Genomic DNA, 14969 nt, shown 5'->3' with positions numbered 1-14969 from the left:
CTACCTCAAGATGCTCGTTTCAGCGAGAATTACTTGGCTTGTAGGCTAGGCGCCGATTTGAAGATCTAGTGGCTCTAAATCAATAATCGGTAACAACGCATGGAAGCCAAGTAAACTCGCCCTTTGGGAGTGAGCCAGCGAACTCATTCCTGTGTCAAATAACGTTGAAAGGGGCTACCATTACTACCGTTATTTTCCTTGAACTGAGCCCGCTGGCCTCACTCTGAATCCTGCATCTTGAGGTAGCTTGGGTATAATTAGACTCTTCATACTATCTGAGCAGAAAATTACTTATTCTCAGGCTGAGCTTTTTGCTCCAGTTCTGCTTCTGCCAAATCAGGTACGTCTTTCTGATCCAGCTTTAACCAGGTTGTGAATAGCTCATACCAAATCGCCAGTATCACGGCCCCCAAAAATAAGCCGATAATCCCTGCCGATATCATTCCGCCGATAGCACCGAATAGAATCACCGGCATTGGAATAGACACGCCCCGCCCCATCAGCAATGGTTTGAGGAAATTATCTGATAAGCCAGCTATTAGAACCCACACCGTAAAGATAGTGGCCGGCGTCGTATCCTGAACCGAAAACACATACAAGATCACAGGCAGTACCACCAATGTCGCGGGAAGCTGAGCAATACCAAAGACGAATACGATGAAAGTCAGCAATGGCGCAGCAGGCACACCGAAAACGAAAAAGGCCGACCCGACCAGCAGCGACTGAATGAAAGCCACGCCGACCACTCCCAGTAACACGCTACGCACGGTCGCTGCTGTTAGTTTCGCCCACTCCTCACCATGTTTGCCGACCACCCGGACAGAGACGGTCTGAACAGCTTTCGACATGGATTCGGCATGGGCCATGAAACCTGCGGCAATAAGCAAAGAGATAATAAACATGACAATGGTTGCCAGGCTACTCCCCAAAAATCCAGCAACAGCAGCCACCGAAGCTTTGATTTCCTCGCTGTAGCGAGTAACGGCAGCTTCCATATTCGATGCAAACAGCGCCCAGACATCATAAAGCTGCTCACCAATTAACGGCAGCTCGGCAACACGCTGTGTCGGCCCGGGGATTTTTACACTACCCTCCTGAAGTGCTTCTGTCAGCCCGGCAATCCCATCGTAGACAGAGCCGGAGACCATTACCAAAGGTATTACAAGCAAAGCTACCCCGAGCAAGGCCAGAAGCGTCGCCGCAAGGCCGCGTTTGCCGTTCAGCGCATTCGCGAGTTTAAGCGTTAACGGCATTAACGCAACTGCTATGATCGCTCCCCACAGAACCGGGATGATGAATGGTTTAACAATATCGTAAGTCCAGATAAGCAATACGAATAGCAAGCCAATCCGAATCGCGGACTCAACCATGTTATTGATAAATACACTGCTTTGATGCTTTTCAATTTGTTTATCCATCGTTCTTTTCCTGATTACTTTGGCTTGCACCAACCAGACTGGCCACAACGATGGCCATATAGAAGACACCCGTTATCGCTTCTAGGTAGACGATAACCTGTGCAACCGGTGAAATCGGACTGATATCGCCATACCCCAGGGTTGTCAGTGTGACAAAACTGAAATAGGCGGCATTTGAGAAATTCTCTCCCCAGGGCAGTTGAACCATGCCGGTGAATGCTTCAGCAGAAAACTCGAGGATGACCAGATAGAGGATTGCCCACATTAGCCCCAACAGCAAAAATAGGGCCAACGAGCCAACCACTTTGTTCGAATCGATACTGCCAGTAAACAATATTTGGCGAACAATCGATTTGAAAGTGCCACCAAAAAAGATCAACATTAACGTCAGTATCACTACATCCATCTGAGGGATTGGGAAAATCGCCTTGGTGACCGACACAATGCCCCAGCAGATCGCGATGGTTAGGAGAAACCGGTACCAATTCTTGTCAAAGCGCAGGCTAACCAGGCAGACAACGAAGTTCAGTATCGTCACTCCCTGCAGGACAACATCAAGAAAACCAATCCTCAACGCCTGTTCCAGCGAGGAACTGACTAGCAAAACTACCAACGATATGGTCAGGTAATAGAAGTTATTCTTCTCGCTTATCCTTTTACCCATTTACTCCCCCTCGCTGTTTATTAATGGCGATTCCCTCTCGCACAACTACTTCTGTTCCTGCTCATTCATAACCATAATGGACGCCGTAAGCCCAAACCTCAGATCGACGCCTTCCGGCAGCTGTCTGAGTGAAATACGAACCGGAATCCGTTGTGCCAGCCGGATCCATTGAAAAACGGGATTAACGTTCGGCAACAGGTTGTAGCCAACACTGCCATCTTTCGGGGCGATCCCCCATCCCAGCGAATCGACCACAGCCTCTATCGGCTGCTCCGGATAGGCCATTAAAGTGACTTTGGCGTCATTGCCAATACGGATACTTTCCAACTGACTTTCTCGGAAGTAACCAAAGACCCAGAAGCTGTTAATATCGACTAAGGCAATCAAGGGCTGATTAGCAACCGCCTGGGTTCCTTCCTTGATATCAAGGTTTGAAACATAGCCGTCGACAGAGGCAAAAACCTGCGTAAATGCCATATTCAGCTTGGCGGCATTTAGCTGCTGTTCCGACACCTTGATTTGCAACAGTGACTCTTCATAGGCAATCTGACGACGAACGAGATCTTTATGGGAGACGGCTCCACGGTCCCGCTTTCTGATATCCAGCAAGCGGTCATACTCAATCTTTTTACCCCGCGAGCTTACAATCGCCCGCTCCAATGACGCCTCGGCCTGGGAAAGGGCAACCTCATAGGTACTGGGATCAATCTGAAACAGTAAGTCGCCCTTCCTGACTCGCTGGTTATCACGTACCGCCACGTAAACAACAGGACCAGATACCCTTGGAGCCACTTTAATCACATTGGCCCGAACCTGACCATTTCGGGTCCAGGGATTGGTAAAGTATTCTTCATACTTCTGATAGCCAAAATACAGCGCTCCCCCGATGATCAGGATGTTCAAAGCAAGAACGATGAGCTTCTTTATCGTCTTCATATCCCCCCCCTAGAACCTTAAGTAGAAAGCATCGATAGCCACTACATAAAGCAAAGCAATAGCCAGGAACGTCACCGACGGAAAAACGATCAACCGTGACAAGCGCGTCTTATTCAGCAGGCCAACTGTCACCCATGCAGCAATCACGGCATAAATAACCACCAGCAATAGCGGTGAAAAATACACATCTCCAATCGCCAATTCATGGGGCATCGCCATTACGGCCCCCTCGTACTATTTGCAGATTCGACACTCTCCCTATCCGCATATGGTATATCGGCCTTTATGGTAGGTGCCGGTGTCAGGGAAGGCAGAACAGGATTGGCAAGCATATCTCCCCAGTCAGTCCTCGCCTCCATTTCCTCTGCAAGCTCAGGCTGTAAATACGCTCTCCCCGAGTTCGCTTCCCATCCGCCACCCAGCGACTTATAAAGTGCAACAACCTGATTGGCGACACTCCCCTTTATCTGGGCGTAAGCATCTTCACTGCGGGTCATTTTTTCTATCGAACTCAGCAGGCGTTCAAACGTGATCTGACCATTTTCATATTGCGTCAGCGAAATATTGAATGCCCGGACGGAGGCATTGACCGAGCTAAATGCCAGGGATTTCTGCTGTTGGTTGAACTGATAAGTCTCGAGGGCATTGCTCACTTCCTGAACTGCCAGCAATACTCGCTTGTTATAGTTGGTCAACGATTCCTGAAACCGAGCATCCTCAAGGCGAATGTTATTTTCTACCCGGCCATATTGGAAAATATTCCAGGAGAAAGCTGGTCCAAGTGACAGCGTCAGCGAGTCACTGAAGCTAAAATCGTTACCGGCTTTCACCGTGCTATTGATACCTATCGCCCCAAACAACGAGAAGTTGGGATAGAGTTCTGTTTCGGCAACACCGATTTGTGCACTCCTGGCATGTGCCTGAAACTCGGCAACTTGCAAGTCGGGTCGGCGAAGTACCAGGGAGGCATCAACAACCGTCCTGACAGCAGGCGGGCGCGGGATCAGCGAATACTGATCGTAACCCGTCAGTTTTTGTTGCGAGCGGCTGGCACTGTATTTCTCGTCAAATGCTTTGATTTTTGCATCTATGGTTGCCGAAGCCAGCAGCTGCTCTGCCTCTGCGGGCAATATACCCAATAGAACCGCCAGCGCATTGCGTGACTGCATCATTCCGATTTTTAATCCCGGAAGCGCCGATTTGGTGTTATAAAGCTGGGTTCTGGCTTGTTGGACATCAAGCTCGGTAACATTACCCGATTCAAATTGCACCTCGGTAATTTTGACGACCCGGTCCTGAATGTCGATATTACGCTCGGACAGCAACACCCTTTCCTGAAACGTACGGTAATTCACATAGTTCCTGGCGACTTCAGCTGTAATGCTCACCAAAATATCGTGGTAAGAAGCCACAGAGGCATACAGGCTCGCCTCGGCCGACTCGATACTTCTGGCATACTTCCCCCAGACATCCAACTCCCAGCCTGCATCAAAACTCAAGCTTGCATTATCAAAGGTATTTTCATTCTGATAAATCTTTGCCAGGCTGCCAGAGACTGTCTGTCGCTGCGGATATCGAAATGAATCAGCCACTCCCAGTGCCGCACGGGCCTGAACAATCCTCAGGCCAGCTGACTCCAAGTCCAGGTTCTGATTCGCTGCTTTCTCTACCAAACGATCCAGCACAGGATCATCAAACTGCATCCACCAGCGCGCTGTTTTCCAACCACTTAGCAAGTTCTCGTTCACCTTACTATCATGTCCTGCCCTAATATCTTGCCCTATCCAATCTTCGGGCAAGGCCGCCTTATCCACACCGTCAAAATCTGGCCCCGAAACACTGCATGCCGTTATTATGGTAACGGAGAACATTGCTATTAAAGCGTTGGAAACTCTTAACACTGCTCCCCCCTAAAATCGACTCTGTGTTAATTGCTCCCAGTGAATCACATCACTTGCAGCTTTAGATTGAACCAACGAATCAAATATATTTTTTTTCAAGTTTAGGAAAATATAAAAACCGGCAATGTCTGATTTTGAATAATCGGACAACTCTAACGATTCAAAAAAACTATCCAGTTGTTTTTCAAGTACCTTATAGTTCTCACTGGCACCGGAAATTTGACTGTCTTCATTCGCTTGTATGAATTTGAAGACATCCTGACTTGCTAACTGCCGAGCAATTTCAGGAATAGCTTTATCCTTATAGTCAGTGCGAACCTTCATCACCAACTTGTTACTTCGTAGTCTCGGTTCTGACTTTGTCAGGGTAATAAGGTGGTGACAGAGCAGCTCACACTGACGACAGAAACCAGTGATGTCTTCAGCTGAGAGTTGCTCGTAATAGGCTGTATTTACCTTACTTCCCCATATCTTGAGTTTCTTCATTGTCACTTTCAGTGTAACCAGGTGCCAGCCCAGCTTTGCTCTGGTCCACATTGACGGGGTGAGGTTTTGGTGACAAGCTATCAGCCCGCAGACATGACGGAAAAAGCGTTCACGCATCACTAAAAACAGATGCTCTGGTCGTGATGAAAACGGGAAATAATAAGAGAATATCACCATCATGACGACAAGATAAAATAAGATAACAATCGTCAGAATAATGCCGAAGTGATAAGTCATTTCATTGCTTATTCCTAAAGTAAACATGCCTATCAGAAAGAAAATAGTAATTGGTCCCTTGAATACATAAAAGCCGACAAAGGTATAGGTAAAAATAAAAATCGCCAGCTCTGAGCCCAGCGTCAACTGCGGCAAAATAAACACATAGGAAGGAACTGAAAAAATAAACCCCAATGAAAATAGTATTAATAACAAGACTGGGTGAATGGGCAAGAAAGAAAGTATAGAGACAAATAATGTACAGAAGACAACGAAATTATAACCACCGGGCGGATTAAACAAGACCCAAATAAGACCTGTTAACCAGTAGGTCACCATGACTTTCACTGCAGACTTGGCATTTTCGGCATCCCACCAGTTAAAGGCGGGCTGACGGGCCGGCAACTCCTCATGAAAGCTAATTCTGCCCGTCACCGAATCAATACAGCTTATTGTGCTCATCAATCGAGCGAGCTTCTCATTAAGCTTGCCAAACAAAAAACCACTCGTCACTGTTATGCCACGGGTAATGTGGTCTGCAGTCTCAAGCCTGTCGGCATCATAGGCAACAGGCACCTTCTCTGCGTGAGCATTGTCGGCTTCAGTATCCCAAGCAGAAGGAAGTTGTTGAAACGACTGGTCAATCTCTGCCACAAGCTGTTGATAGTTTTCAATATAGCCATGTGAGTGAGACGATAACTGATCCTGACTTTTGGCCGCAAACAGCAGCAACTCTGTGATTTGCTGATAGTAGTACAGCGCGTAGTCCCACTCTTTTTTATACGCTGAAATCTCACTGCACTCAGAACTGAGCGTGTTATAGCGTTGCTCCAATGCCTCTTGCGCAGCATAAAGAGCAGGGATCAGCTCAGAGACACTTTTTTGCGCGCTGTTGCACTCCGGGCTATCTGAACCCTGCGCATCTTGCTCCCTCTCATTATTGGACTCGGTTACTGACTCTCCTTGCTCTACCGCGGTACAACTAATTAGCAAAAATAACTGATGCTGGACTTTGCCGAGATCTTCGGCCAATTGCCTGAGGCTTTGTTCAAACTGAGGAGGAAAAACAAAGACTCCAACCAGGGTGTAGACAACCACACCGAATACCGTCATATAGGTACGGTCAAGCCCATACAGAAATGCCCCTTCCGCATCCCCGCCGTTAAACATCATCAGGATCATCACGCCTGTTAGCATAAATAGCGTCGGATCTGCCAGATAGGCACTGCGAATATAGAAAACGACTGTCACTACCAGCGATACCGCAAGCATATAAAGCAGGCGGTCCTGGGCAAAAAAGCCAACCAGTACCAAGCCGATAATAGCACCGGCGATTGTTCCCAATACCCTCAATGTTCCTTTGGCCAAGGACTCACGACGACTACCTGTCGAGGCAATCAGCATGACCGTGGTAGCCGCTGTCGAGGGTTGCGGCCAACCGAGTGCCATGGGGATCAGGAATGCGAGTGTCAGACTGATTGCTACCCGGGTAGCAAACTTAAACTTCTCGCTAAGGCAAAATGGAAACAGCCAGTGATTGATGTGAAGGGATGACAGGCCAGCGCCAGTCTGTCTAGCAGGTTCCGCGCTTTCTCCGGCCATGGCCAACCCCGCATATCAATGATCAGTCTGTATAGACTAGATGAATAACATGCACTCTAATCAGAGAAAGTGTCTTAACAATAACAATGTATTATTCGGGCGAGTAAGATACTGTGAGATTGGGATTATGGCCCCTAAAGTGACAGCGTAACTAAATAACGTTGCCACACTAGGTGAATATGGAATTAGGCGACCTCTTCTTCCTTATGGATAGTTTCACCTTGCAGGTGTTCGATAGCGTTCAAAAACAGTTTGACCGCGGGCAACATTCGGCTTTCATCAATATCAAAATCGCCATTGTGGTGACCGGCAGTTAAATCAGAACCGACCAAACAGTATATGGCCTTACCGCCATTGCCCTGTACCCGGTCAACCAGATAACTGGCATCTTCACTGGCACCAAAATCTTTCTCGCGTACGACTTTGGCAAAACCGCTATATGGGCCAAGTCGTCCCAGCAATTCAACCATCTCCTGGTCATTATGCAAGCCGATTGCTTCCCCCTGCGCCTTAATATCGACCTTAACACCGTGCATCATAGCAGCAGCTTGGGCTATCTGTTCTACCTGCTGGTACATATAGCTGTTCAGTTCGCGATTTTCGCCCCGGGTCTCTCCCATTAATACCGCATTGGCTGGGATCACGTTACGACCATCTCCAGCATGAAGCTGACCGACATTCACGCGTGTCATGCCGTCACGGTGGCGGGGAATGGCCAACATTTGGCTGACAGCGGTACACGCAGCGGCCAAGGCATTGCGCCCGGCATTCGGCTCGATACCCGCATGGGCCGGCTTACCCTTAAAATGGAGATCAAACTTTGAGCTACACAAGAAATGCTGGGGATCACAAACCAGCGTCCCGCTCGGCACATTCATGCCAATATGGGCGGCAATGAAATAATCAACATCATCCAGCCAGCCACTCTCGGCGATGGCCTTACCGGCCCGGCATCCTTCTTCAGCAGGCTGAAACAGTAACTTTATCTTGCCGCAAAGGGTATTTTTGTTCGCAGCCAATGATTCCGCAATGCCCAAACCTATTGCAGCATGGGCATCGTGCCCGCAGGCATGGGCAACACCCGGTGCCAAAGAGGCAAATCCGAGGAAACGTGGGCGGTGAGAGTCATCCTGGCTTTCCATAACATCAACAGCATCGATATCAAACCGCAAAGCGATCACCGGTCCCGGACGCCCCGTATCCAACAGTGCGCCAACACCTGTGATACCGTTCATTTGTGCCAAATGATCAAGCTCGGCTCCCCAGCTAATTGCACGCTCCTGAGCCTTGATGACATTGGCGTCATCTCGTCCCATGATGGTATTGCGGGCAATAATCGCATCAGAAAAGAAAAGCTCATACCCCTGCGACTGCAACACACCTGCAATCCGACTGGTGGTAAAAAACTCGCACCATGCCGATTCAGGGTATCGATGAAACTCGCGACGATAGTTCATTAATCGCTGAGCTAGCGCCTGTTCATCCACTGTCATTTTATTTACCACGTTCTCGTCCTATCTTTTTACGGCAAACCGGCAGGCTAAACACCTTAATATCCGGTTAACTCCATAAATCCTTGTCCTGAATGGCTGCCTTTGACCCTTATCGGCCCTTCCCAGTATGAGAAGACAAACGGCAACCACTGCTCCTTGCGGACAACATCCACTTCTAATTGTATCTGTTGTGTCGGTACTTCAATTCGCCACTGCAGCGGGAACTGTCTTCCTTGGTGTTTTTCGTATGATTTGGGTTTCAACCGAATATCTTCCGGCTGCAATACGATTGTTCTGCCATCAGGCCAGCTCAAAGAACCAAAGAAATAAGGCTTACCGCCCTCTTCCCTGACTTGAGAAACCATCAAGGCGCTGCCGTCATCCAGATGGACGGAGAACCAGTCCCATCCATTCTGTTTCTGGGACAGGCCTTCGCTACTCCATTCTCGGTCATACCAACCGTCTCCCTTCACTTTATACGTTTTTCCATCCAGCTCTAGCGTGCCATTGAGGGATAAGAAAGGAGCACTGAAATAATAAGAAGCAACATCTTCCGTCGGGTGTTTCCTGCTATAGCCGTTTTCTCCCTGAAAAATCAGCTCACCCAAGTTAATAATATCAAGCTTGGCAGCCATCTCGCCGTCGGAAAATGCCAGTGTTCCGGGGAACGGGCTATCGCTATAAGAACGCCACGACCAGTTGTCCAGCCAGGCTCGGTAAGGATTGTCGGTGACTCCGGCCTGTCCGATCCCGCCACGGGCAAAACGTTCTGCATGCCATACTTTATCCCGACTGGTCACAACGGTATGGGCCATATACATTTGCGGATTCTTCCATCCGTTACCCGGCTCGTTGCCCGAAGCAAAACGAAACAGCGTCCACTGTACACCAAATGTTTCCCCGTTTTCAGCTTCAAGGTTGGCAGTGAGATACCACCACTCGGCCTTAAAAGCCGGATGGCTGAGGTGATCTTTCGGAAAGGCCCATTTTTTCCCCGGTACCACCGGCTGATAATTACCCTCGCCTTCCTGCCGGAGTATATCGGCAGAATTCGAACGAGGTTCGTCAGTGTCACAGCCAACTAACAACGTTAGACACAAAAAGCTGAATATCGCCAATCCGCGACTCGCTATCTTTTGTATCATCAGAAAGCCTCCCGCAACGATAAGATGGCAGAGCGTTTCACCAGACGCCAAACCGGCCAGGCGCCAGCAACCAGCAGCACCGCCAATGCCGAGCCTAGAGATGTCAGGTATTCAAATGGGAAGTACTGAACTGGCATCGTCCAGCCAAACGAGTATTTCAGCACGACATCAATCAACAACTGAGCCAGCACCAAGCCGAGTGGCAAGGCAATCACCGCCGTCATAACGCCGATCAGCAACAACTGACCACCTCCGAGCGCGGCGAGCTCCCGCCCCGTCATACCCATACAACGCAGCAAGGCAAACTGGCGCTGACGCGAGACTTCTCCGGCCACTGTGGCAAAGAACAGGCCACATACGGCAATAAACAAAGTCAGTTTACCCAGGGTCGCCGTCACAATGAAGGTACGGTCAAAGACCCGCATTGCCTGCTCCATCAGCTCGACATTATTCCGCACTCGTTCTGGTGACAGATGAAATCGCTGTCCCATTTCCTTCATCACTGCCATGCTGTCAGTATCCGGCTTCAAGTGAATAGCCAAGCCGACCTGTCCTTTATAGGGCCAGTATTCCTGCCAGCGTTTGTGCGCCAGAATCACCTGCCCGTACGGGTTACCATAGTCATAATACACCCCGGCAACCAACCAGTTCTGATTCATCGGACTCGGTAGCTCTATCTTATCTCCGGGCTTCCAGCCCTGTTTGAGCGCCATCGACTCGCTAACCAGCACAGCCCGCTGATAGTGCAGCCGTTGCCAATAGTTAGGCACAGCAACTTTTATCGAAAGCGCCTGCTTCTCTTCCTTGGTGCCGCCAGTACTGACTACCTGGAGCGTCCCCGCTTCTGTCAGGATCTCTTTGCGCCATTGCCACCATACCTGTTTCACTTCGTCGCGTTCGTCTAGCCAACTGGCAATACGCGGGGCAACATTCAGAGAAGGTCGAACATAAATGTCAGCCGCAAGGCGCTGATCCAGCCATACCTGTGTCGTACTACGGAAACTCCCGACCATGGTTTCCATACCAATGTTTGATGCCAGTGCCAGCATGAATGCCATGGCAGCGACCCCACGGTAACTCAGGCTCGCAGCGGCATCAGAGAAGAACCAACGCAAACGCGCCGAACGCGCAATCAAGCCCAGCCCCTGAAATAGCTGCCAGAGCAAGAATGGCATACTGAGCGCAAAAGCAATCAGAATAAATGCAATCAGAACAAAGCCTGCCATCTGGCCGTGCGGTAGCTGGTACACAGCAGCTGCCGCACCAATAAACATGCACGAGAACAATGCCTGCCAGGCAAACTCACGGCCACTGAAACGCACCAGAGACATGTGAGTCGACAAACGGGCCGGCTGGGTTTTTATCAACCGCACCAACGGCCAGCCACAGGCCAGCAGGCTACCAAACAATGCAATCGCCAGCGATGCCAGCCCCCACTGCCAATGCCAGCTTACTGACAGGCTAATGTTGGCGCCATATAGGCTGTTCAGGGTTTCTGCCACCGAAGGCAATAACTGCTGTGCAAGCAGAAGACCAAGCAAGTTACCACCAAACAAGCCAAGGGCGATCCACACCAGCAACTCCAGCAGCAAAGCTTTGGCCAACTGCGAGCCGGAAACCCCGGCCTGGCGAAGCAAGCCAACCAGTGGCTGGCGCTGAGACAAAGACAGAGACATCGCCTGATAGAAGATAAACAGGCCGACAACAAATGCCAGCATCCCCATGGCAAACAGGTTCAGGTGAAATGCATCGGTCAGCGGCTCGAGAGTGGCACTCTGGTGACGCTCCAACTTCAGGGCCGGAGGTAACTGCTCGGTAAGCTCTGCCAGCTGTTTCGGCGACATGTTACCGCACAAGATTGCGCTCAGACCCGTGCCCGGATGAAGGTCACGTATTAGCGACATATCCGCAATCATCCTCGGACCACGAATTCGCTCCTCGTCAACCACCTTCAGCGGGCCAATTTGCCGGCCGTCTTCCAGGGTCAGAAACTGGCCATCGACCACCCCCATATAACTTGCCAACTGCTCGCCAAGCATGATGGGATATGGCGGACGCATCAGCGACATCATCTGGGTTTGGCTCTGGCTGGTGACCTGCCCCTTGAAATTCGAATACATCGCGATGGGATCAATACCGACAATCTCGAAATCTCGACTCTCGTCAGTCACAATCGTATGCTGATCCATCGGCACGCACTGGCTAAAACCGGCACGGCGCAACTGAATATAAAAACCTTGGGGAACCTTAATTGCGGGCTGGTTGTGGCGAATACGATACGGGAAAGGATTTGAAAACAGCTGTTCGCCCTGACGATAGCTTTCTCTGGCCTGCTGATTGACGCCCATAACACCAACCAACAGGGCAATGCCCAATGTCAGGCCAAGCCATACCAGCACGATTTGAAAAGGGTGGCGCTTATAATGCCCCCAAAGCGCTTTAGCTACGGGGCTTGACATGAAGCTGGCCTCCCTGAAGTCGAATACAGCCGTTCATATGTTCCGCTACCTTTTTACTGTGCGTCACTAACAACAAGGTACAGTCTAGCTGACGTGTCAAGTTGACCAGGAGCCGTATCACCGCACCAGCATTTCTTTCGTCCAGGCTTCCTGTCGGCTCATCCGCCAGCAAAATATCCGGCTCCATATACAGGGCACGAGCAATGGCAGCGCGTTGCTGCTGGCCGCCTGACATTTCTTCAGGGTAACGACCCAGCAACGGCATAAGATCAAGGGCAGAAATAATCTGGCGCCATAATTCCGGCTTTTCTTCCAGCCCTTTTAGCTGGCGGCAGAAACGAATATTATCAGCAGTAGTTAAAGTGGGAAGTAAATTGAATTGCTGAAAAACGAGGCCAATGTTGTTACGACGAAAAGCAGTTCTTTCACGTTCGGAAATTGCGTGAATCGGTGTTTTACCCAACCAGACTTCACCAGAGTCGACCGTGTCCAGGCCTGCAATCAAATTTAGCAAGGTACTTTTCCCCGAGCCACTTTCGCCCATCAGGGCCAACTGCTCACCTTGCTTTAGCTCCAGCTCTGCACCTTGTAAGACAGAGTGATACTCACCGCCGTCCTGGTAGCCTTTGCAGAGCTCCACTAGTCGTAACATCCAATTCCCCAAATTTTTGTAGGTGTTTTCCGAAAGTGAAATTTACAGCAAAGCCCGGATTCGAGAAAGTACTTTAAAAGTCTCATTTGGAAATAAAAATGCAACGCGCTACAAACCACCCACAATTTAAACAATCCGCCTACACGTCAATCACAACATCCTGAAAATCAACATACTGAGTGCCGATAAAATACACATATCAACGCCTCTGTATTCCCTGTAGGCTCTTGCCGTTATTCTACCATTATTATTCGGCAAGTAGGCTTTTCTTCCTATAGCCGCAAAAAAGTATTTTAAGACTCCTTTGGTAATTGTAAGACAATGTTCAGAAAGCGGTATCAGGAAACCTAATCACTACCCAGCCAGCGACAGGTCGGACTTTATCCGCTACATTTTTATTATCGTCACTATTTCTTCAATGACCTTTCATCAACATAGTCAAAGTCGAGCATTTGCAGACCATTACAGCAGGGAGCATGTAATAGATGATAAAAACAATTCTGGTTGTCGGAGCCTCAGGGTATGTAGGAAGTCACCTGGTTCCCGAACTGGCAAACAGCGGATACCAGATAAAAGCCACCGGTCGAAACCTGGATTTATTGGAAAAACGAGGATGGGGAGCAATTCCCAATATCGAACTGGTGGAGCTCGACCTCAATGTTCATTCCGACCTCGACGGGTTACTACAAGGTGTTGATGCCGTCTTCTTTCTCGTTCACGGCATGAACCATGGCCACGACTTTATCGACATCGAACTCCACGCTGCCAGAAATTTCAGCCAGGCCCTTAAGCAAAGTTCGGTTCAGCGAGTTATCTACCTTGGAGCTCTCCAGGCCAAACAAGGGAACTCAAGGCACCTGGACGCGAGGAAACAAACCGGAGAAATCCTTCGCGAAAGCGGTATCCCCGTCACCGAACTTCGTGCCGGGATCATTGTCGGCCCGGGATCGGCGGCATTCGAAGTTATGCGAGACTTTGTCTACCACCTCCCGATTATTATTGCCCCCAAGTGGGTGAAATCTCATAACTCCCCTATCGCGCTGAGAAACCTGCTCCATTACCTGCTAGAACTGCTGCACTTCAATCCTTGCCGACACCAAATAATGGATGTCACCGGTCCTGAAGCCATTAGCTATGAAGCCCAGATGCGCAAACTCGGTGCCCATGCCGGGAAAAATGTCCGGATTTTGCCCGTCCCTTTGCTGACACCCTCCATAGCGGCCTACTGGTTGAAGTTTATTACCTCGGTGCCAACCAATATCGCCCGCGCCCTGATCGGCGGACTTCGTTTCGACCTCGCCGCTAACGGCAGTGCGATCCAATCACTGATCCCGCAGTACTTGCTCACCTATGACGAGGCTGTCGAAGAATGCCTCGGCCATGAAAGCGAGGTGGTACGCAGTGAGATCTGGGGATTTGATCCCGATGCCCTTGCCCGCTGGCAAACCGGCTATGGCTATTACCCCAAACAGGCCGGCTACACGCTGAAAACAGATGCGACCTGCCAACAGCTTTGGGATCAGGTTCAGCTGGTCGGCGGCAAGGAAGGTTACTTCTTCGCCAATTACCTATGGCGAATCCGCGAGTGGATGGATTTTGCCATTGGTGGCGACGCCCTGAAACGTTACCGCCGCGATCCGGAAAAACTGCAACTCGGCGATAAGGTTGATTCGTGGAAGGTGATCAACCTCGTGCCCAATCGCTTTCTCTCCCTGCTGTTCGGAATGAAAGCCCCGGGGCTTGGACGACTCGAATTTACCATTGAGGATAAAGGCGAATACCGTGAAATAGATATCCGCGCCTGGTGGCACCCGGCTGGCTTTTCCGGGCTTCTCTACTGGTTTGCCATGATGCCCGCCCACTTATTCATTTTCAAAGGAATGACCCACGCCTTGGTCAAACGATGCAAAGCCAAAGCCCGCGAGGGTAAATCTATCACCCAATAAGGTCATAGCGTAACAAGCTACTACCAGTAATAACGAACTCTTCGCCGGGGC

At 49.8% G+C, this 14969-nt stretch carries 11 protein-coding genes; 1 reads left to right on the top strand and 10 read right to left on the bottom strand.

The annotated features are described in order from the left end of the window. Positions 1-287: 287 nt before the first annotated feature. The 10 genes from EIZ48_RS26685 to EIZ48_RS26640 all read right to left on the bottom strand — a co-directional run bounded on the left by EIZ48_RS26685 (position 288) and on the right by EIZ48_RS26640 (position 12972). Positions 288-1418 (bottom strand): AI-2E family transporter, encoded by a 1131-nt coding sequence (locus tag EIZ48_RS26685; protein WP_160658244.1) that lies wholly within the window; start codon positions 1416-1418, stop codon positions 288-290. Next, positions 1411-2082 (bottom strand): potassium channel family protein, encoded by a 672-nt coding sequence (locus tag EIZ48_RS26680; RefSeq protein ID WP_160658242.1) that lies wholly within the window; start codon positions 2080-2082, stop codon positions 1411-1413. Before EIZ48_RS26680 ends, EIZ48_RS26685 begins: the two co-directional genes overlap by 8 nt. Before the next feature lie 45 nt (positions 2083-2127). Next, on the bottom strand, positions 2128-3009 hold the full coding sequence (locus EIZ48_RS26675) for an efflux RND transporter periplasmic adaptor subunit (protein ID WP_160658254.1): 882 nt from the start codon (positions 3007-3009) through the stop codon (positions 2128-2130). 18 nt (positions 3010-3027) lie between these two features. Next, positions 3028-3231 carry a DUF1656 domain-containing protein gene (locus EIZ48_RS26670; protein ID WP_160658252.1) on the bottom strand — a complete coding sequence of 68 codons (204 nt, stop codon included), beginning with the start codon at positions 3229-3231 and terminating at the stop codon, positions 3028-3030. A gap of 5 nt (positions 3232-3236) precedes the next feature. After that, the gene (locus EIZ48_RS26665) at positions 3237-4889 is read right to left on the bottom strand and encodes a TolC family protein (RefSeq protein WP_160658251.1); all 1653 of its coding nucleotides are present in this window, start codon (positions 4887-4889) and stop codon (positions 3237-3239) included. A 39-nt stretch (positions 4890-4928) separates the two neighbouring features. Beyond that, positions 4929-7223: an FUSC family protein gene (locus EIZ48_RS26660; RefSeq protein ID WP_160658240.1), complete on the bottom strand. Its 2295-nt coding sequence runs from the start codon at positions 7221-7223 to the stop codon at positions 4929-4931. A 185-nt stretch (positions 7224-7408) separates the two neighbouring features. Continuing rightward, on the bottom strand, positions 7409-8716 hold the full coding sequence (locus EIZ48_RS26655) for an amidohydrolase (RefSeq protein ID WP_192928741.1): 1308 nt from the start codon (positions 8714-8716) through the stop codon (positions 7409-7411). A 56-nt stretch (positions 8717-8772) separates the two neighbouring features. Beyond that, entirely contained in the window at positions 8773-9861 is a 1089-nt protein-coding gene (locus tag EIZ48_RS26650; RefSeq protein WP_160658237.1) for a lipocalin-like domain-containing protein, read from the bottom strand. Continuing rightward, a complete protein-coding gene (locus EIZ48_RS26645; protein WP_160658234.1) occupies positions 9861-12320 on the bottom strand; it encodes an ABC transporter permease in 2460 nt (819 codons plus the stop codon). Before EIZ48_RS26645 ends, EIZ48_RS26650 begins: the two co-directional genes overlap by 1 nt. Further along, positions 12301-12972 (bottom strand): ABC transporter ATP-binding protein, encoded by a 672-nt coding sequence (locus tag EIZ48_RS26640; protein WP_160658233.1) that lies wholly within the window; start codon positions 12970-12972, stop codon positions 12301-12303. The genes EIZ48_RS26645 and EIZ48_RS26640 overlap by 20 nt, the downstream gene beginning before the upstream one ends. A gap of 485 nt (positions 12973-13457) precedes the next feature. Here EIZ48_RS26640 and EIZ48_RS26635 point away from each other — a divergent pair, with 485 nt between their 5' ends. Further along, a complete protein-coding gene (locus EIZ48_RS26635; RefSeq protein ID WP_160658231.1) occupies positions 13458-14918 on the top strand; it encodes a DUF2867 domain-containing protein in 1461 nt (486 codons plus the stop codon). Positions 14919-14969: the final 51 nt, after the last annotated feature.

The organism is Photobacterium alginatilyticum, from assembly GCF_009910675.1.
Lineage (GTDB): Bacteria > Pseudomonadota > Gammaproteobacteria > Enterobacterales > Vibrionaceae > Photobacterium > Photobacterium alginatilyticum.
This window is presented reverse-complemented; position numbering and strand designations above follow the sequence as displayed.